Origin of the sequence: Campylobacter sp. CNRCH_2007_0968H, assembly GCF_025773245.1 — a bacterium.
Classification (GTDB): Bacteria; Campylobacterota; Campylobacteria; order Campylobacterales; family Campylobacteraceae; genus Campylobacter_D; species Campylobacter_D lari_D.
The window spans coordinates 22,566-44,219 of sequence record NZ_JAKMTQ010000011.1; the positions used below are offsets into that span (position 1 = coordinate 22,566).

Consider the following 21,654-nt stretch of genomic DNA (forward strand, 5'->3'; position numbering starts at 1 on the left):
GGTATTATTTAACTAAATTTGTCGGTAATTCAAAAATATTTTTTATCAAATGATAAGGAAGTTGCAAACTTTGTGCGATAAGTTGAGTTTTAAACTCGGGATTATCAATTGTTCCACCTAGTTTAATTTGTGTGCTAATTTGCCTGTCTTTGCCTAATATAATTTGATTGATAATTGGAACTTTAGAAATAACCGAACTAGCTGATTTTAGCGTTCTAAGCTCTAATAAACCATCCACTTGACTACTTCTTAAATTGATTTTAGCTTGACCTAAAATATCTGCACTATCACCATTAAAATTTAGCGCATCTATTTCAAAAAGATCTTTTTTGCGATTAAAACTTATACCAGCATTTTCTACACTAAAACCTTTTTCATTAAAAGTTGGGGCTTTAAATAAAATCAAACTAGGTATTGTATCAATAAAACTTAAGAGTTGCTGATGAAATTTTAAATCTTTTAAATAAGTATCTTTAAATAAAAATTTGCCTTTAAAAAAATCAGTACTATTACCATCTACATAAAGATTAAACTCGCCTTTTTCAAAAACATTTTGACGCATAAAAGTATTCAGAAAATCATCATCCATTTTTAAAGCTCTAATTTGCATTTGATTTTCTTTAAGCAAAAGCTCAAATTTAGACTCATTTCTATTAGCCCAAGCTTTTATATAGTCTTTTTTGATTTTAGCATTAAATTGATCAAAATCTAAAGTTTTGTTAAAATCTTTTAAGATCAAATCTATATTTTTAGCACTGATATTGTAATTTGAATTTTCAAGATTATCTAGTGTATTTTCTGTATCTTGTTCTGAAAATAATAAATTAACATTATTTAAAGTAATGTTAATATCATCATTGTCTTTTTGTGCAAAAACACTACCACTTGCGCTAGTTAAATTAAAATCTTCTCCCTTTATTTTTATACTAAAACTATCATACTCATAAGGATTATTATCCTTATAGAGTAAAAATGATTCAAAAGTGGTATTATTTATATCTACATCAAAATCTTTAAAATTTAAAGTGTCTAATGACAACTCTCCATCATGCACATTATTTTTTTGCATTAATTTAGAATAAGTCTTATACTTTGCAAGCTTAGCAACATAAACAGACATACCTTGATCAAAATTTAGAGTCGTAGTAAGCTCTTTATTATATAAACTGATATTTTTATCATAGTTAAGATCTAAATCAAGAAATTTATTTTCCATTTTTAAGCTATCTTGTGGTAATTTTAAATTTGTTATAAAGGTCTTAAAATCACCTTTTTTTTGCTTTAAATCAATACTTGCATTAAAATCACCGCTGATTAATTCACTTTGTACGCTTGCATTTTTAATCTCTAATTTATCTTTTTGTAAATCAATATTTGCTTGTATGATTTTAAAGTCACTTATATTTATATTAGAATTTACAATATCAAAATTTCCTTTATATGAAATTCTTTCAGGATGTTCAAAAGGAATTTTCAAAACTAAATCAGTCTTTGTAATACCATTGTTTTGTAAAAATGGTAATTTTATATCATACAAACGCAAAATTTTATTCACTCTATAATCAGCTCTAGCATTGTCACTTTTTATGCGTATATAAATTCCTGCTTTTTCATTTAGCATATTGTCTATATAAATTTGACTTTGATTGAGATTGTAATTGTTAAAATATAATTTATCATAGATAAATTCTAGTTTTTGTTTATTAAATTCAAGCCTTACAAAAGGACTAATGATAGGATCTATACCTTTATCTAAAACCACCTTCAAGTTATTTACATAACCTTTAGCACTAATATCATTCAAATAATATCTATGTTTTCCAAAATCTGCAAAGCCATTTAATTTCTCTATAAAATAAAAATCAGCCTTTACCTTACCGCCCACCCAAAGAGCAAGATTAGAAGGCAAATGCACTCCATTTTCCACTAAAATATCAAAAATTTTTGAAATATTATTTGAGCTTATATTTTCTAATTCATAAGCAATCTCTTCTCTTTTAAGTGAGAATTTGACATCACTTTTTAAAAAATCACTATCAATTTCTCCTTTAAAAGTATAAAATTTTGTCTTAGGATTGATAAGTAAAGAGCCAACTACACTAAGGTTATGATCTTTTAAAAGAAAATTATCAATATTAGCTTGTATATTTTTATCACTAATTTTTAAATTGACTTTTACTAAAAGATTTTTACTGTTTACAAAAAATAGATTATTTTTATAAATTAATTCCACGGGATAGTTATTAACAAAAATTTCATCTATATTGATTTCTTGAAAAAACCAATAAATATATTTTACATCTTTGATAAGCTGTACAGCTTTACTCGCACTAGTTTCATTTTGAGTGTTTTGATTTTGAGAATTTACTATAACTTTTTTTGCATTTAAAATGAGTTTTTTATCTAATTTAATATATAATTTCTCCAAATTAATAGAAGAAATTTCTAATTTTTCTATGTAAATTCCATTTTTGAGGTAAATAAACAAAACAATGAAAAGTATCATAGGTAATGCTAAAAATTTAAGAATTTTTTTAATATGTTGTGATTTGATTTTAATTTTTCTTTTATCCATTTTTTACTATCTACTTTTACCTATAAAAACAAACTCTGTAGTTTTTATACCACAAGGTTCTGTTAGTAAGATTATAACGCAATTAGATAAAAATAACTATAAAATGAGCAATATTGATAAATATACTTTATATTTTTTAGGCCATCCACAATCTGGCTGGATAAATATAGGTACAAAAGAACTAAATAGAGCTGAATTTTTACATAAGCTTACCGTCGCTAAGGCAGCACTTGAAACTATTACTTTAATTCCTGGGGAAACGACTGAAATTTTCTTTGAAGAATTAGCACCAAAGTTAAATTTAAATGCCAAAACCTTAATGCAAGAATTTTACAAACAAAGCCCTTTTAAAGAAGGTATGCTTTTTCCCGAAACTTATAAAATTCCAAAAGGCATTACAGAAGAGCTTTTAGTAAAATATCTTTTGGCTTACTCTGCAAGTGAATTTAAAAAACTTTCTTATAAAATTTTTAGAGAATACAATGAAAAAAAATGGCATGAATATATCATCATTGCTTCCATTATACAAAAAGAAGCAGCAAGTAATGAAGAAATGCCTATAGTTTCATCTGTGATTAGAAATCGCTTAAGAAAAGGCATGAAGCTTCAAATGGATGGGACATTAAATTATGGAAAATACTCTCATGAAAAAATCACTCCACAAAGAATAAGATCAGATAATAGTTCTTACAATACTTATAAATTTAATGGCATACCAAAAGAAGCTGTATGTAATGTTTCATTTGAAGCTATTAAGGCGGCTATTTTTCCTGCTAAAACAGAATATTTATACTTTGTAAGAGATAAAAAAACCAATAAGCATATTTTTACCTCTACTTTAAAAGATCATAATAAGGCAATAAGAAATTGATTATAAAATTTCTCTTTGGCCTTTTGCATCAGGTTCGCTTAAAACACCTGTTTGTGAAAGTTGTTCTATAATATTTGCTGCGCGGTTATAGCCTATTTTTAAGCGTCTTTGCAAATAAGAAATACTAGTTTTTCTATCTTCTAAGATTACAGCCTTTGCTTCTTCATAAAGTTCATCTAAATCTCCATCATCAAATTCACTTCTTTTATAAGTTCCATCTTGACTATCATCTTTTAAAAAGCTCTCATCATATTCTACTACTTGTTGAGCTTTTAAAAACTCTACAATATTTTCGATTTCATTTTCACTTGCAAAAGGTGCGTGCAAACGCACTAAACCACTCATACCAGGAGGGGTAAATAAACAATCCCCGCGCCCTAACAAACTTTCAGCCCCCATAGAATCTAAAATAACCTTAGAATCTATCTTTTGCCCTACTTTATAAGAAATTCTACTTGGTAAATTTGCTTTTACAACACCAGTAACAACATCTACTGAAGGGCGTTGCGTGGCTACGATCAAGTGAATTCCACTTGCTCTTGCCATTTGTGCTAAACGACCTATATAAAACTCTACATCCTTACCTGCTGTCATCATTAAATCAGCCAACTCATCAATAATCACTACAATAAATGGTAAAATTTCTCCACCTTGTTCTTTGATCTTTTCATTGTAATTTTCTATATTTTTAGTTTTTGCTTCAGCCATCAAACGATATCTGCGTTCCATTTCAGTCACCATATTTGATAAAGCATTTACCGCCTTTTTAGGATCAGTAATTACCGGTGTAAGTAAATGTGGAATATCATTATAAATACTAAATTCAAGCATTTTAGGATCTATCATCATAAGTCTTAAGGTTTTTGGCGAATTTCTATAAAGCAAAGATAAAAGCATAGAATTTATACCCACACTTTTACCACTTCCTGTAGTTCCTGCTATTAAAAGATGAGGAAGCTTTTTAAGATCTGTGATGAAAGGATCGCCTACTATATCTTTACCTAAAGCTATAGTTAAAGGTGAGCTAGAATTTTTAAATACCTCACTTTCTAAAATTTCTCTTAAGTAAATCGTATCGATTTTTTCATTTGGAACTTCAATTCCCACTACATCTTTACCTGGAATTGGAGCTTGAATTCTTATAGTTTGAGCTTTTAAAGCCATAGCTAAATCATCTTGTAATGATAAAATTTTACTTACTTTAACATCTGCTGCTGGGCGAAATTCAAAAGTAGTTACAACAGGACCTGTGTAAGTTCTAACTACATCTCCACCTATTTTAAAGCGTCTTAATTTTTCCAATAAATCATAAATTTTTCTATCTATTTCTTCTTCATTTATCTCGCTTTTGCCTTCTTTTGGCATAGTTAAAAAATCTAAAGGTGGTAAAGAAAAATCTTTTGGTTTTTCAAAATTTCCAAAATCAAGATCTTTCAACAAGGCTTTGTTTTCACTCACTTCATTAGTGATAGAATGGTGTGTTTTATTTTCTATTACTTCTATTATAGGCTCTTGAGTAATCTCAAATGGAATTTTTTCTTCTTTAACTTCATTTTGTGCTTCTTCTACTACAAAAGGACTTTCATAGTTTCTTTTACTTCTTAGCTCTTCTATACTAATAGGCTTGGCAAAATCATCTTCACTAAAATCAAGTTCTTTTACTTCATTTTGTGGAATAAAATCTTCATCTTTAAATTCTTTTACCCCTAAAAAGCTAGTTTTATTTTGAATTTTTTTAAACTCAGCTTCTTTTTGTGCTTCTATAGCATTTAATTCTTCAATTTTTTTAAAATCCTCATTAAGCTCTTCTAAGATTTTTTCTTTTTGCAAGGCTTTATATTCTTCTAGCAATTTAGCTTTTTGTAGCATTTGCTCACGCTCTTTAAGCTCTTTGGCAAACAAAGAATTTTCTTCTATCACCTCTTCTTTGTTTTCGTTTAAATCTATATTGCGTCTTTTATAGCTTGGTTCATCTAAATTTTTACTTTTTAAAGTTTGAGTATAAATATCTTCACTTTTATTTTTGTATTTTAATAAATACTCTTCAGGGGTCATTTCATCTTCCTTTATATTTATTTGACTAGCTTTTTGAGCAAAACTTGCAATAGGTTCTGAAAGCTCATGAATATAACTTGAACCTAGCTTTTTATCCTCTTCACTAATCACAACCTCTTCTAATTCTTGATTTTTTAAATCTTCAAGATTAAATTTTTTATTCTCTTGGATTTCTTTTTTTGGTAGCTCTTTTTCCTTGATAAGTTCTTCTGTTTTATCTTTAATTAAAAGCTCTTGTTTGAGCTTTTCTTGTTCTTCTTTGGTTTCATTTTCATATTTATCGCCACCAAAAAAGCCAAAAATTTTATTTTTAATTAAAGTTTCAAGTTTTAAATAAAAATCAAAATCAAGCTCTATTTTAAATACCTCTTTGATAATTTGCGGAAAAGAAATACTAAAAGCAAAAGCTAAAAGCAAAATCACCAAGATCAAACTTCCTATTTTTCCAAAAAGTCCATCTAAGATTACAAACATAGCAGAGGCTATATAGCCTTTATCTTGCAAGAACGCTGAAGCAAAAATAAGTGAAGCAAAAATACAAGCAAAAACAGCCACACTAAATCTACGCTCTATAAGTTCAAAATTATAGTTATTTTTATACAAAAGATAATTAAACCAAAAAAAGACAAAAGGGTAAAATTTAGTCAATGATCCAAATAAAAAATAACTAAGTTTTGCCAAGGAATACCCTATAATACTTACTAAAGCTTGATCGGGTATCAAAGCACTTAAGCAAAAATAAAAAATAAAAATATTAGAAATAACAAAAATAGCTTCTTTTTTTATAATATATCCTTTATAAAGAAAAAAGCTATTATATCAAAAAATTATAAGTAGTTTAATAAACTAATTTGAGAAATTTTAGAAGTAGCCGAAAGCATAGCTTGATAAGATACCATAGTTTGCATAAACTGCATATAAGTTTGCCCATAATCAGCATCAGTTACACCGCTTTTAATAGAAGCTACATTGATATTTAAAAAAGTCATTCTTTTATTTGTCTCTTCTATATTATTAGTGTAAGCTCCTATGGTTGTTTGCATTTTTCTAACATGATCTTGCAAATGATCTATTCTTTCTAAAGCCCCTTGTAAACCTGTATTTCTAGGATCACTTCCTTCTGAATCAGCCCTCATACTGCCATTTAAAACAGCATCTATCATCTCATCTAAGTCTTTAATCAAATCCACATTTGGATCATCAATAGTTAAAGAATTGTTTGCACTAAATACAAAACCTGATCCATCGCGTATTTCTCCTGCTGGAGGAAAACCGCTATTTGAATTTGAATCTTTAATAGTAAGACCTATATTAGTGTTACTTGAAAATTTATCAGTAATACTTATACGACCTTTATAGTCCATACTAACTTCAACAAAACCTTTAGAATCATTTATATTTTGTTGAATGGTTTGAAAATCTCCATTGTTGATAGTACCATTTGCATTTGCATTTATAGTTGCTGTGGGAACATTATCACTTGCAAACATACCGATAATATCATTTAACTGGCCATAAGTAATATCTTCAGGTCTTGTTTGCATACCCACTGCATTACCTGTATTTTCATTATATTGAGAGTGAGTAATAGGAAAACTTATAGTTTGACCCGGATTATTTGGATCAGGATAACTTACAGTAGAATTTTCTAAATCAATAGTTACATTATATTTTTGACCACTTCTAGAAGTGATTTCCATTTGGAGTTGTTGACCTTGCATGCTTCCATTGGCATTTGCTACAACTTCACTTAACTTTGTACTATCAGTAGCATATTCACTTGTACCTTTAATCACTTGAGAAACATTGCCAAAAACAGTATTTCCATCTTTTTCAAAAGGCACATCATAATTAACCCCATTAGTTTTATCACCATTGATGTTACTTTTAATAAAATCTGTTTTGTGTAAGTCTATGTTAAACTGCTTATCACCTACTGTTACTTGTATTGGACTTTGAGCATTGTTTAAATTACCATCTTTAATTGCTGCATTCATAATACGCTCTGTAACTTGAGCCATTGTAATACCTTCGGCTTTAGCAGCATCACTTAAATCTTTAATTTGAGTCGGATCTAAAAGTTGTGGAGTCATAGCAACAGCATGAAAATCTAAAGAACTACTTCCTTCTTTTAAACTCTTTATTTCTATCTGCCCGCTATCATTTAATGCTACTTTAACAACCTCATTTCCCTCTGTATTTCCATATAATCTTCCAATATTTTTTAATACATCTTCAATTTTTGCATCAGGATCTATATCTAAAGTAGCTTTAAAACTTGTTCCATCAGGTCTAACACCTTGAATATACATAGTCGAATGCGGGAAAGAGAGTTTTTCATCATAGCTATCACCAAAATGCTCATCGGGCTTAAGTTCTCCATTTTGAACATAGTTTTGGCCTATTAAATGTGAAAACTTAGATTCTCCGGTTAAAAATTCTTTTTTGTCCGGATAACGAGCATCAGTAAAAGAAACATTTGTTGAAATAATTTTATTGATATTTGAATCAGGCTTAAAAAATAAATCCCATCCAGGTATATTATAAGGAATTTGGGTGCCAGCACCACTTACTACAAAAATATTATCTTTATTCCCAGTATAATTTCCATAATTATCAAAAGGTTTATTTGCACTATTTGATCCTGCAAAGAGATATTGCCCATTGATACTAGTATTAGCAATATTTACAATAGAATCTCTTACAAGTTTGAGTTCTTTTGCTATAGCCTCTCTTGATTCTTGAGAATTACCATCACTTGCAGCTTTTGTGAGTAATGTTTTAAATTTTTCTAAAAGTTCTGTGATATTTTTCAAGGCAGTATCTGTGTTTTTTGCTAGCTCCATAGCAGATTGAGTTCCTTGAACTATTTGACCTATGTTTGCCATCTCATATTCTAATCTTGAGCCATTAATATAAACATTTGCATTTTCCCAAGAATGCTGAATAAGCTGACCTGTTTGCAATTGCAAATTATATTTATTAAGCAAAGACTGACCATCTGTGTAGTTTTGTATAGAAGTGTAGTAATTATACTGATTGCTAATTCTCATTATTTTGCTCCGCAAATAAATTTTTTAATTATTTACAAGCAAAAAAAGTTCCAAATTTTAATGATATTTAAATTTTTTATATAAAATATTTTATATTGTTTTAATTTTTTTTTTAGTATAATCCCATATTCTATTTAATTATTTTAAAACTTTCAAAAAGCCCGAGTGGTGAAACTGGTAGACGCGCCAGACTCAAAATCTGGTAAGGGCAACCTTGTGTCGGTTCGAGTCCGACCTCGGGCACCATTACTTTTCAAAGTGTTTTTTAATTTTTTTAAAAAACTCAGGGAGCGGTTTTGGTAGCGGTTTTTTTCTCAAAAATTAATTTTTAATACTCCATATTAAAATAATATAATTTATCATTATAATCTAAAAAAGAAATTGACTTTTATAAAAATATTTAAAAAAAAGAATAAAATAAAAAATACATTTTACTTTTTTTATATTCAATTTGCTAATTCATTCTCTATTTCTTTTTTTATTATAAAGAAGACAGTATAAACTAAATACATTATAATTTATTTATTTTATTCATAAGGCTTTAAAATTAGTTAAACCATTAAAACATATGAAATTTTATAATTATTAGCATTGGTAAAATAATGGTTTCTCGGCTTTTTCGGTTTTTTGCTTTTAGGATTAAGCAAATATTATTTTATATACATCTTAATCTTTTTATCAAAAATATAAAAAAATTATTTTAATTTAAAATTATTATAAAATTATATCGCTTAGTATTTTTAAGCTAGCGATTAGCTTAAGCTATGATCCTTTTTATATTTTATTAATTTATAAGGAGGTGATCATGATTGATATTAAAATAAAAATTAATCTGATTTTATCTTTTTTATTTTTCATAAAAACTAAAATTTTATTAGTTGGATCACTAGCTTAAAAATACTCTCATTTTTTTCTTAAAATATATCTTCATTTTATTAAAGTTATAAAAAAATATCCAAAAAATACAAGTTAATTTTTTCAAAAAATCTTACCTTTTTTGTTTTGATAAAAAGTTTAGTAAAATGGAAATTTTAAGCTGTATTTTAAAGCTTTCTTTTTGGAGTTTTATAGGTTAAAATTTATCAAAAAATAGCCCATTTTAAAACAATCACTACTCTGTGCTAAGCAAATATGCCGTTTTCGTTACCTTTAATGTAAAAAAGTATATATTTCGTATATTTTTCCGCAATATAAAAATAATCACTACACCATGCTAAGCAGATATGTCATTTTCGTTACCTTTAGCCTAAAAAGTATATATTTCGTATATTTTGATAAATTTTTGGTGTATTTTTTATAGATTTTTATAAAATTTGTCATTTTTGTTAAAAATAATCGTTTTCGCAATACATTACTTCGTAAGTATTAGATTATATGTTTTCGTTACCTTTAGTGTTTTTTTGAGATTTTTTTGAGATTTGCTGTGTTTTTTTAAAAAATGAAAATGTTATGATTTTGTAATTTTTGTATGATAAAATATTATAAATTTTTGTTAAAAAAGGCAAGTTATTCTGTGTTTAAAAATATATTTTTCAAAAAAACTGTATCTGCTGATAATCCTAAAGATGAGATAAAACTAGATGAAACTCCTACGCAAAACAAAAGTGATAGATTAGAAAAAATAATTCACACTTGGGTAGTAAATTGCACTAAATATTCTTTAAAAAATCCTTATGATACAAGACGCATTAACAGAAAAAATGGCTGTATCAAATTCGTCTTAAGAATCTTTAAAGAAACTAAAAATGAAGGTGCTTTAATTGGTATTAGCTCTTCACTTTATGATAAATATAAAAATCTCTATAAATCAAAACTTGCTAGAGTAAAGCAATCAAGTAAAATAAAAAGCTTACAAGAAAAATATCCTGATTTAGATATTATCAATGCTTATAAATATGCCATATTAAGCAATAAATGTGCTTTATTAAATGAAGATATTGAAGACTTTGAAAATATTATAAAGATTTTATTGCAATTAAATACCGCTAAAAACAAACAAAAACAAGCCTAAAATCAAAAATCTACTATAAAGCAATATCAACCTAGCATTAAATAATTAAAATCGATTTATGAGCTTGTTTTGTTGGGTTGTGAAAGATTGTAGATTTTGTTTAAAAACTCGTGTTTTATTTTTAAAACATGACTTACCAAGGCAAAAAACGTAAAAAACTCTAAACTGGTTCATTGTAAAAATACTCTTTTTTATTTTTTCTATAATAGCCATCTTTAATACTAGTTAATTCAAAATTATAATATTTAAATATTTTTTCAAATACGGGCAACTTCTCCTCAGAAACACTTAATAATGGTTTTGTAGTTTTGAGAATCTCAAAGCTTTTTTCAAAAAGTCTAATTCCTATTCCTTTATTTTGATAATTATCCATAACTTTCAATGTACAAAGCTTTTTTTCATCTTGCAGTTTAACGATACTTATACCTTTAATTACATTATTTTCAGAAATTGTAATTATTTGTTTAGATCTATTATTTATAGATGGAACTACATTAGTGTAATACCAAATGTCAAAATTGGGATAATATGCCTTTGCTTCTTTTAAATAGTGATAAAGCAAATAAACATCATCTTGCTTAATTTCCATAGTACAATAATGCGAAATATCCATAAATGTTAACATATTTTATTTCCTTATTTTTTAAATATCGAAATACAATAATTTAATACATGTTTGAGTATAAAAACACAGAAAATAACAACACCTGATAATATAATCATCCGACGACCATTCTCATTAAACTCAAGAAATATCGCATTTGCGAGTAGTGCCATACCTAAAATAAACGTAATAAATAGAATTCCATATAAAAAATTCTTACTGTTTATATTATATGTTTTAATAAATAATTTATAATCGCCTATATTTTCATCATCCTTGCATGTTTTTTTAAACTGATATACGATCTTTTTTTTATTATCTTTATGTCCAACTATATAATTGTTCCATTCATCATCTTCTAAAAGCCTGAATGATTTTTTCTCTACACTACTCTCAATTAATTCTGTTTTTATATCACAGATTAAAAAAGAATTAATTTCTTTAATTTTGATTTTATTACCTTCTAATACAGGTTTCTTTTTTTTATAATTACGAGCATTATTAATATGAAAACCCAGTACTCTTATAGTTCTTTTAAATGGATCAATAATTAGACTCGATGCTGGTTCCTCTACACGTAACAACTTCTTATCTATGTTTTTAATTCTAAATCTGAAATAATTTTTACACCCATCACCCGTTTGTTGTATATTTAAAGTTATTTTGTCTCTGTCAATTTTTTTAATTTTACAAAAACGTATAGTGCCCTTTGTTATTTTAAATGTATCATATCCATTTATACTGGTATTTTCATTAAAAATTAATTTTATATAATTATCATTTTGTTCGAATTTCTCATATAAGTCTTCAACACGGCTATTTAGGTTATATTCTATAGGTAAAAAGATGCTTATTTCTTTTAAATCTTTATCACCGGAAGTTAACAGTCCCAATTCAAAATAACATTCCTCATCTATATCAGAAATAAAAATATTAATATGAATAGTAACGTCAACCTCTTTTTCGCTATATATGATGATCGAATCAGTTAAAAAATTCATATTTACTCCTGGATATATTTAAAAGATTGCGGAGCGACAAAATTGTGATATTCGCTATAAGGACATATGGGATTGTCATATTTTAATATATTTTTTATCTTAATTGCATAAGCCGTTTCTTTGTTTTGAAAATATTGCATATAAAATTTTTTCTTTACACCGGAATGCTCTTGTGTTTTTTCCCAAATTTTTAAAGGATTACCTTTCAATATAGTCTCTATCTCAAATTCACCAACAATTTTTCCTATAGGCATGGTTACATAGACTTGTATATATTTGATATCTTTTTTAAAAATAGTTTTGCGATATTCAAATCTTTTTTTGCCGTCAAAGATAGCTTTAGCGAATTCTGGTTTAATCGATAATAATGCTTTCATTAACTTTTCCATAATTTAAAATAGCTCTAAATTCATCTTCATCTAAAGGATAAAAACCCATATAATTTGGTATCGTTTTTAAGATTTGCCTTATATCATTTAAGACTACTCTTTTTTTAAAAGAAATATTATAGGTCATTTTTATAATTTTAGTAAATTTCTTAGTTTCATAGATTTTACTAAGCTCAATATCGGTAAAAATATTATAAGGTTTACAATAATCAACAAACTCTTCTTTACTATTAAAACTATTGACATTTTTGTATTCTTCTACTACGCATAAAGAAGTAGCAACTGATGAGTAATTTGCGTTTGGAGCTGTTTTATCTTTTGTTCGATATATAATCAGCAAATCACCTCTTTTAAGATTTTCAACCCCATCCATTCTAGTTATATATATCTTATGAATACTGTTGGCTTCTGAGGTATCCTTTAGTATATCAAAATTCTCTGTTTTTAATATAGAATCTGAAAACATGCCCGTATGATATTCCGGATAAATAGACAAAACATATTTATTTGTATTCCTAGCGCAAATGGACGGATAATCTAGATAAATATTGTTCTTTATTTCATCGATTTTAGTTGGAATTCTTTTTATGAATATCAATTCATTATTTTTCATGCCCCATTCATAAAAGCCATATCTTTCTAACAATTTTATTAAACCTAAATGTTTTGGAAAAACAGTAACATAAACATCGTATATATTTTTAGAAATTGCAAAATCAAAGATTCTTTTAATTAAACGCTCGCCCAATTTTGTATTATGTGGATCAACCTTAAGGGTTCCAACCTTTATCCATGGTCTTGATATATCTAATTCTGGTTTTATATTTACATTATCTACGGGATATTCTTTTTTTAAATATAAAAAACATAGTAATTTATTGTTTTCATATAAAACATAAGCTTTTTCATTTCCCATAGTTTTTTTACGATACCAAGTATCAAATTCTTTATAATCTTCTCTTAATGAATTGAAGAAAACATCTCTTAATTCTATATCACCAAAAGATTTTAATACGATATTTGCCATTTAAGTTTTCACCTTCATCCTAGTCAATACAAAAAAATAATATCAAATTTTTTATTATTCTACTATTAATCATGATTTTATAACGCTTAAAAGAAATTTGCTTCATTTCCTACGGTTTTTATTTTTACTTAAAGTAATCTTAACATAACGAGATAATGGATAAAAATTTAAAGTGACTAGCATTAAAGAAGACCTTGAATTTTAAAATTCAAGGTGTAATATATTAACAAAGAAATCTAACATTTTAAAAAAGACGAAAACCAATACATTATTTTGTTTTTTCATATTTTTCTACAATTTTAACAAATATGGGGTTATTTTTATTTTCATCATCAAACATTTCTATAATATTATGGTAAGGTTCCGATATAGAATAGTAATCTTTTTCATCTTCTTTTAAAATATTTTCATCAATTAAAAATTTTAAAATTTCACCTTGCTTTAAATTGCTAATAGAATCTTTCGATTTTTTAGTTGAACCTAATCCCGTGTAAAAATGAGATAAAAAATTATATAGCTTATCTCTAACGGTTATCTCCTTTTGGCTATTTAAGCTTAGGCGTGATTTTATTTCATTATCCATGTCACATCCATTTTCAAAAAAACATTTTAGAAAATCTTTATTTGTTGTATTATAGACTACATTTTTAAAAGATGTATTTTCAAAATAAGTATTTTCATCAAAAGTGCAGTTTAAAAAATATTCATAGTTTTCAAAGATGCAATTTTTGATTTTTTTTCCTCTAAAGTTAAAAGTTATTTTTGGACTTTGATCTATAAAATTGACTATACATAAATTAGTTATAATACCATTTTCCTCATATAATTCTTCTAACAACTTCGTCCTGTCCGTTCTATCTCCTTTGTTTATTAACAACAAAAAAAGAAAAAAACTGGCATTAAATTCTTTATTATTGTCTTTATCGCTGAGATATCCTTTCTCTGAGTCGTGTATCCACTCATAAAATTCTATTTTAAAGCTCTCTAATTGATCGCTTTTTGTAAAATATTGACTTAACTCTTTTATATCAAATCCATTAAAGCTTTTTCGAAAATTATCATCATACATAAGATTGTTAATATCATTGCTTTCAATAATTCTCTTTACCATCCCTAAAAGTTGAAATTTTTTAATCCAAAATTCGTATCTAAATGAATATCTTTGTTCATTTTCACATTTCATCAAAATAGGATGACTTAAAATCGAATCCTCTGAAAAATTAAATTTAGTTGCAATGTTTTTTATATTGTTTGTTGTAATATCTCCAAAGTCTGTTGCTATTTTTATAAATATACTTATTTGCTCATCAATGCCTTTATTGATCAGATCGTTTTTTTGCCTTACTTTTTCTCTTTTGCATATTCTAAAAATAATTTTGTCGTCAATATTACTTTCTAAAAGGTATTTAGGTATTTCTTCATCATTGATTATGTTATCATAAATGAAGCTATTTTTAATTATATTAAGAATATAAGGAATAAATTTCTCATCTTTACTATACCCCTTAGCTATGTTAAGAAGTTTTTTATCTTCTTTAAAATATTCTCTAACTTGTTTCTCGTTAAATTCAATCAGATTAACTTTTCTAATTATATCAATTTTTTCAGTAATCCATTGAGTTGTTCTGCAAGATATCAATATTTTAGTCTTGAAAAATTTTTCATTATTGCTATTTATAAATTCAAAAAATTCATCGGCATTAATTTTATTTTTAAAAATATTCATAATTTCATCTAATCCATCTAAAACTATAAATAATTTACCAGCACTCAATTCAAGCTCAAGAGAGTCTTCTTCTATATGTTGCCCATTGTTTACCTCTTGTTCTATAATGTTTATTAAATTGATACTGTCTAGTTTTTGATAATTTTGGATATGTCTCTTAACTGTCTCAGAAGTAATAAAAACAAATATTTTATCACTTTTTAATTCCAATAAAAACTTTCTAAATAAGGTTGTTTTTCCGATTCCGCCAGAACCTTCTATAATTAATACAGGGCTACCTTCTTCATTAAGCCATTCTTTTAAAAAAGAAATAGCTTCAACTTCTTTTTCTTCTTGATGTTCTTTTATATAGGGGTAAATAAAATCTGGATTAGGTGGTATTTCAGATTTATTCTTGTCATTTAGTGCTTTGCAATTGTTTTTAACCCATTCTAAAATAGTGCTCAATTCCACTTTGTCTTTATTTTTAAGATATTTATTTATGAGTTTTTGGATATGTTTTTTGTCTGTATATCCGCCACTTTTATTTTTCTCATCATATAAAATGAAAATTTTTTCAGCACTTTGTATGATCTGCTGTTCTTTTAAAAATTCTATTACTCTTTCTTGGGTTGAATACTTAGATATATACATAAACATAGTGATAGCATTATTATATGTTAATATGTAAAGTAAACTTTTTTCCGGGCAATCTTTTATAGATTCTATTTTACCCTTTGGATATGTTGTCTTTGTATAATATTCTACAATTTTATTAATTGATAAATCTTTTGATTTTGCGGCAAAAAATCTGGCTTTAAGTTTTTCAGTAAGCTTATTTTTTTCTTCCTCTATTTGCCGAGAACTCATTCGAGATATTTCTGGCTCTAGATTCTGATTATTTGTTTTCATAACTCTTACATAGTATTCATTTTTTGAAAATCTACTAGATTGTTTTATACTTTTTAATAAAAATGGAGCCTGTTCTATGATTATATAAAATAAATCATTCTCTTGTTGGAATTGAATAAAATCCTCTATTTTAAATTTTTTTGTCTCATCTTTCTCATCACAATAATCTGGCTCGAAATTATTCTTTATTATTCCTATCAGCCACTTTTTAAAGTTGGACTGATCTTGTAAACGCTCATAGCTTTTCCACTTATAACTTTTTTTCATACCATCATCATCGATACCAATGATAAATTGTTTTGGTTTTTTAAAGTTTACCGTATTAAATAGAGCAACAATATCTCTTATCAGTTCATCTTGACCTTGCTGTACTTTCCCATTATTATCTGATAGCTCCATCCATCCAAGTTCAATTTTAAATTCAGTATATAAATCCTCTTTCATTATTTTTTCCATCACTCACACTCCATTTTACTAATCTCATTTATTAAATCAACGCTTTTTATAGATAAATTAATGATTTTTAAAAGAAGTTCATAGATATATTTACTACCTTGATAATCATTTGGATTATTTTCTATCAAACTTTTTTTATCTATGCTTATTTGATAGCGATCGATAATCCAATCAATCGCACTTTTGCCATTGATTTTATACTCATAAGCAATATTTGGTATATTTTTTATAGTGATATTGTGATTATAAAAAATATCATTTCCTAGTTTTTTCATCTTAGTGACTTTATAAAACTCATCATTGTCTGTATCAGCCAAAACTCCATCTTTAAATTCTACTTCTTTAAACATTTCATTATTTTCATAGTTTAAATGTAAAGCGGCTAGCTTTTTACCCAAAATGCTTAAGCTTTTAAAATCTTTACTTATAGGTACTCTTGGGGCTTCTTTTGAAAGTTCAAATTTGTATTTTTCTAAATAGCCTTTGTGATTTAAAATCGCATAAATATAATAAAATATATCTTCTTTATTTATAGTTTCATCTTGTAATTGTTTTTTAAATTCATCTAAAGCAAAATCACTTATAGCGTATTCTTTACTTCCATTTTCTTGATAAAAATAAAGCGGAAAAGCTTGAGTATTAGCTAAAGTTTGTAAATCTGCTATGGAATTTACTATAAAAGATGAAAAATCTTTAGTCGCCATTAAGCTTGTTAAAATCAACAAATTCTCATCTGTATTTTTAGGGAATAATTTTGAAAATTGAGATTGTCTTTCATTCCAAGTTTTTTCCCAGTAAAGATATTCTTTAGTAAAGGGACGATAAAAACTAATTCTTATATTTTCTTGATTGAATTCTTTAATTTTTTCATTATTTATAAAATTTTGTTTTAATCCGGCAGTCCAAGAAATTTTAGTTTCATCTATGGTTATATCTTTATCACTTAACTCTTTATAAAGTTCTGATTTTTTAATATTTTTATTTTTTTCTAAAAATGCTTGGTGATCAAATTTAGCTAAGTCTTCATTATAAGTAGCTATGCATTTTTGCATAGAATATCCAAGCTTTTCTTTAGAAAAATTATAAGCCCAGCTATCACGATTTGTTGCTATACCTGTGGCATTTATAGCAAAAATTCCATATTCATTTTTATCGCTTTTTAAAGGCATTAAATTATCAAAGTCCTCTCCTCTTTGATTGATCCAATCGCCTTTTTCATTTGGGATTATATTTATAAAAGGCACATTTGATACACTTTTAAAATTTTCTAGCTTATCAAGCTTAGTTTGTCTATCTAGATAATCTCCTATATCATAATAGTGAATTTTATTTGTTTTAGCATTTGTATCTTTTATAAAAAATACTATGGCTACACTTGCTCTTGAGCCACTATCAAATATTTTTCCACCTTCTTTTCTTGAAGTTTCACCTGAAGTTCTTTGATTTCCTCTTAAATTTAAAATATAAATATCACTAAATTCTTTAGCTACGCATTTTCTAAAGCCATCAGCGCTTGTTGCATCTATAAAGCCTCCATTTACTACAAAGCCTATAATGCCATTATCTTTTATTTTATCGCTTGCCATACGCAAAGCTTGGATTAGTGTATCTCTAGTATTTTTAGCTAAATTTGCACTTGATTCTTTGCCATAAGTGTCTTTGACGCGTTTTTCTAAATTTGGGTGAGAAATGTTTGCATTATTATCATTTGCACTACTTGCTCCAGCTGAATAAGGAGGATTACCTATGATAACTTTTATTTTTTCATTGGCTATTAAATCTTTGATCTTTTTATTTTCTTCTAAATCTTTAAATTCTAAAGCAAATAAGCCATTATCTTGTGTTTTTTTATCTAGATAATCAAGACTATCAGCTAAGGCTATATTTTTAAATTTATCTAAAGTATTTATCCTTTCACTACCAGTTTGAGTAATGTTAATAAGCGCTATATAATAAGCAAGCAAGATTATATCTTGAGCAAAAATTGCTTTTTCGTATTTGTTTTTGAAATTTTCATCGCTAATTAAGTCATTTTCTTTACTTAATAATCTTGTGATAAAACTTCCAGTTCCAGTGAATGGATCAAAGATTTTTACATTTTCATCGTTAAAATCTGTATTAAAATGTCTTTTTAAAAGCTCATTAACAGAATGAAGTATAAAATCAACCACTTGTATAGGAGTATAAACTATGCCTAATTTTTCAGCTTGTTTTTTAAAAGCCGATCTAAAGAAGGTATCGTATAAGTTTTTAATGAGTTCTTGTTTGCTTTTTTGACTTTTTGCTAATTTTACATTTTCTTCTACGTTTTTATAAAAGGCTTTTAAAGATCTTGTTTCTTCATCATCTAAACCAAAGGTATTTAACTTTTGATTTACTTCATCAAGAGCTTTTCCTATAGGATTATCATCCATATTTTTATCAAATAAAACATCAAATATAGGTTTAGTTATAATGTGAGAACATATCATATCTATGGCTTCATCTTCTTTGATGTTTGGGTGAATATTTTCTTTTAAGGAAGTTAAAAATTCTTCTAAAATTTCAGGATGATCTTTAAAGATAGCATTTAATCTTATATTTAATTTTTCTACTATTTTAGCTGTTTTTGCACTAAAGCTTTGCCAGTAACCTTTATCGCCAAGCTTAGTTGGTATGGCATTATACATCGTGTTTGCAAGTTCGCTTAAGGTGAAGCTATCAAACAAGCTTGGCTTATAGTTTTTATCTGTATTATTCGAGCTTTCATCTGCCACATAATCAGCCACAGCTATTTTGATCTTTTCTTTAAATACAGCCTCATCTACTAAGGTATCATCGTGACTTCTTAGGGCTTTTAAGATATTCCATATATTTAAAAAATTGGTATTTTTTATAGCCTCATCTAAATTTGAAAGCTCATTCTCGCTTAATGCTAAAGGCAGTATGATATAACCTGTTTTTTTATTTGGAGCTTTTCTCATTACTCTACCTACTGATTGGATTATATCTACCATAGAATTTCTTCCATCAAAAAATACTACACTATCTAAAGCAGGTACATCCACACCTTCACTTAAACATCTTGCATTGCTTAGTATATTACAAGTATTTTCTTTTGGGGAGTTGAGATTATTTAGTTTGTTTAATCTTATATTGGAGTTCATAGTTCCATCAACATGATCTATGTTTATATCAAGATTTTTAAAAGAATCTTTTTTTAATGCTTCATCATAGCATTGCATAATAATTTTAAAAGAATTGGTTATATTTTTAGAATCTCTTATGCTTTTGCAAAAATTTATAACTCTTCTTGAAATATTACTATCCATTTCTTCTAAAAAGTCATTATCTATTTGGTTATTTTCATCAAGAGCAACTAAATCATTTCTTGCTAAACCTTTATGCGTACCTATGATTTTAGATACAAAGTCTATATCTACATATTTTTCATCTACATTTTTCTCATCTTTTAATTTTGCTATGGCTGTATTTGCTATATTTGCAATACCTTCTTGTTTGATAGCTAAAATGATAACTTTATAATCAGTGAGTAAGCCTTTTTCAACTGCTTCTCTAAAATTAATACTATAAATTTCATCTCCAAAAATTTCTTCATCATCCATAGAAAATACTTCATTATCACTTTCCAAAGCTTTGCTTTTTTGAGAACTAGAATAAATCTTTGGAGTAGCGCTCATGTAAATTCTTTTTTTGGCTTTGATGTTTTCATCACTATGGCATAGAGTAAAAGTATTTAGTTTATCTTTTTCCTTACCTGAATATAAATTTCCTACACTTCTGTGAGCTTCATCGCAAATGATTAGATCAATCTCATCTAGATCGTTTTGTTTTTGAGCTTGCATGATTTTTTCAACACTTTGATAAGTAGAAAAGATGATAAATCTTTTGTTGTCTTTTTTAGCTATATCGTAAGCTTTTTTAATGCTTTGTGTATCAGTAGAAGCAGGAATGGGCAATTCTAAAATATCTATATCATCTTCAATGCTTTTACCTGATTTACTATCTGAGCATACAATAGAAGCAACAAAATCATCAGTTTTCTCTTTGCAGTATTCTCTAAATGTTTGCCCTACTAAAGCTATACTAGGAGCTAAAAATAAAACAATGGAATTTTTAGGAGTAATTTCTTCTATAATTTTTAAAGATGTAAAAGTTTTCCCAGTACCACAAGCCATGATAAGCTTGCCTCTTGTGTTATTTTTGTTTGCAAAATATTCTTTTGTGTTATTTATGGCTTGTATTTGATGTTCTCTTGGTTTTTTCTTTGCAGTAATTGGTAGTTCTAAAGAATTATTTGGATCAAATTTATCCCAACTTATGTTTGAGCTTAAAAAATCTTCTAAAGTGATCAATTCTATAGGTGTGTTTTTTAAAATTTGCTCCATCTCTTTTTTAGCGTTTTGAGTAAGATCGCTAGTACTTATAATAATGCCTTTACTAAATTTAATCTCCCCTATTCCACTTTGCAACTTGCTAAAATAAGTACTTAAGTCTTTAAAATCTACTTTTGAGTTTTCATAAAATTTACATTGAACTGCAATATAATCATCATCATTTGTTTGAATGATTAAATCTATACCACAATCTTGCCCATTTTTTTTATCCCATTCATCCCAAAGATAAATATTTTTATAAATATTTGCTGTATCTTTTTCTTTTAAAAGATGTTTTGAAAGTTTTTCAAACATAGATCCCTTCGATCTAGTGTTTAAATTTGCTTTTTTTAATTTTTCTAAGATGATTTCAAAAGTAGTTTCGTTTGCACTCATTAAAACTCCTAAGCTAATAATATAAAGAATATATCAAAAATTAACTTTGTAACTTATAAATATAAAAGTTTTGTATTTTTATTTTGTGTAATTATAAATGGATATTATACCTACTAGAAAGCTTATTAGATCAGTAGTGTTTTCTTTATAGAGATATCTTCTTATACAGTTTTATGCTTTAGTTTTCTTTGAAGCCATAATTATTATATTAATTTCAAAGGGC

10 protein-coding genes, 1 tRNA gene and 1 pseudogene are annotated in these 21,654 nt (G+C 26.7%); 3 read left to right on the forward strand and 9 right to left on the reverse strand.

The genetic code is table 11. The annotated features are described in order from the left end of the window. Positions 1 to 4 precede the first annotated feature (4 nt). Positions 5 to 2,506, reverse strand: coding sequence for an AsmA-like C-terminal domain-containing protein (locus L8Y18_RS06760; protein ID WP_263664956.1), 2,502 nt, complete (start codon positions 2,504 to 2,506; stop codon positions 5 to 7). On the opposite strand from L8Y18_RS06760, the gene mltG reads away from it, so the two are divergent. Next, positions 2,493 to 3,446, forward strand: a complete 954-nt coding sequence (gene mltG, locus L8Y18_RS06765; RefSeq protein ID WP_133318850.1) for an endolytic transglycosylase MltG — start codon at positions 2,493 to 2,495, stop codon at positions 3,444 to 3,446. The genes L8Y18_RS06760 and mltG overlap by 14 nt on opposite strands. Here the strand turns inward: mltG and L8Y18_RS08765 are convergent. Next, positions 3,447 to 4,967 (reverse strand): annotated as a pseudogene (locus L8Y18_RS08765) (DNA translocase FtsK); the annotation flags it as partial. A 1,361-nt stretch (positions 4,968 to 6,328) separates the two neighbouring features. Then, positions 6,329 to 8,554 carry a flagellar hook-associated protein FlgL gene (gene flgL / locus L8Y18_RS06775; protein WP_263664957.1) on the reverse strand — a complete coding sequence of 742 codons (2,226 nt, stop codon included), beginning with the start codon at positions 8,552 to 8,554 and terminating at the stop codon, positions 6,329 to 6,331. A 159-nt stretch (positions 8,555 to 8,713) separates the two neighbouring features. Between flgL and L8Y18_RS06780 the strand changes: the two genes are divergently transcribed. After that, positions 8,714 to 8,800: transfer RNA gene (locus L8Y18_RS06780), tRNA-Leu, on the forward strand. A 1,267-nt stretch (positions 8,801 to 10,067) separates the two neighbouring features. Then, positions 10,068 to 10,565, forward strand: coding sequence for a hypothetical protein (locus L8Y18_RS06785; protein ID WP_263676529.1), 498 nt, complete (start codon positions 10,068 to 10,070; stop codon positions 10,563 to 10,565). Positions 10,566 to 10,725: 160 nt separating this feature from the next. On the opposite strand, the gene L8Y18_RS06790 is transcribed toward L8Y18_RS06785, so the two are convergent. The 6 genes from L8Y18_RS06790 to L8Y18_RS06815 form a co-directional block, all read right to left on the reverse strand. Then, positions 10,726 to 11,190, reverse strand: coding sequence for an N-acetyltransferase (locus L8Y18_RS06790; RefSeq protein WP_126236083.1), 465 nt, complete (start codon positions 11,188 to 11,190; stop codon positions 10,726 to 10,728). 11 nt (positions 11,191 to 11,201) lie between these two features. Then, a complete protein-coding gene (locus tag L8Y18_RS06795; protein ID WP_126236084.1) occupies positions 11,202 to 12,170 on the reverse strand; it encodes a hypothetical protein in 969 nt (322 codons plus the stop codon). Positions 12,171 to 12,172: 2 nt separating this feature from the next. After that, complete coding sequence (locus tag L8Y18_RS06800) at positions 12,173 to 12,547, reverse strand: ASCH domain-containing protein (RefSeq protein WP_126236085.1); 375 nt, start codon at positions 12,545 to 12,547, stop codon at positions 12,173 to 12,175. After that, positions 12,525 to 13,586 (reverse strand): GNAT family N-acetyltransferase, encoded by a 1,062-nt coding sequence (locus tag L8Y18_RS06805; RefSeq protein WP_126236086.1) that lies wholly within the window; start codon positions 13,584 to 13,586, stop codon positions 12,525 to 12,527. Before L8Y18_RS06805 ends, L8Y18_RS06800 begins: the two co-directional genes overlap by 23 nt. A gap of 268 nt (positions 13,587 to 13,854) precedes the next feature. Further along, positions 13,855 to 16,659: an NACHT domain-containing protein gene (locus tag L8Y18_RS06810; protein ID WP_263676536.1), complete on the reverse strand. Its 2,805-nt coding sequence runs from the start codon at positions 16,657 to 16,659 to the stop codon at positions 13,855 to 13,857. Continuing rightward, positions 16,659 to 21,431, reverse strand: a complete 4,773-nt coding sequence (locus tag L8Y18_RS06815; protein ID WP_263676537.1) for a type ISP restriction/modification enzyme — start codon at positions 21,429 to 21,431, stop codon at positions 16,659 to 16,661. Before L8Y18_RS06815 ends, L8Y18_RS06810 begins: the two co-directional genes overlap by 1 nt. Positions 21,432 to 21,654 lie beyond the last annotated feature (223 nt).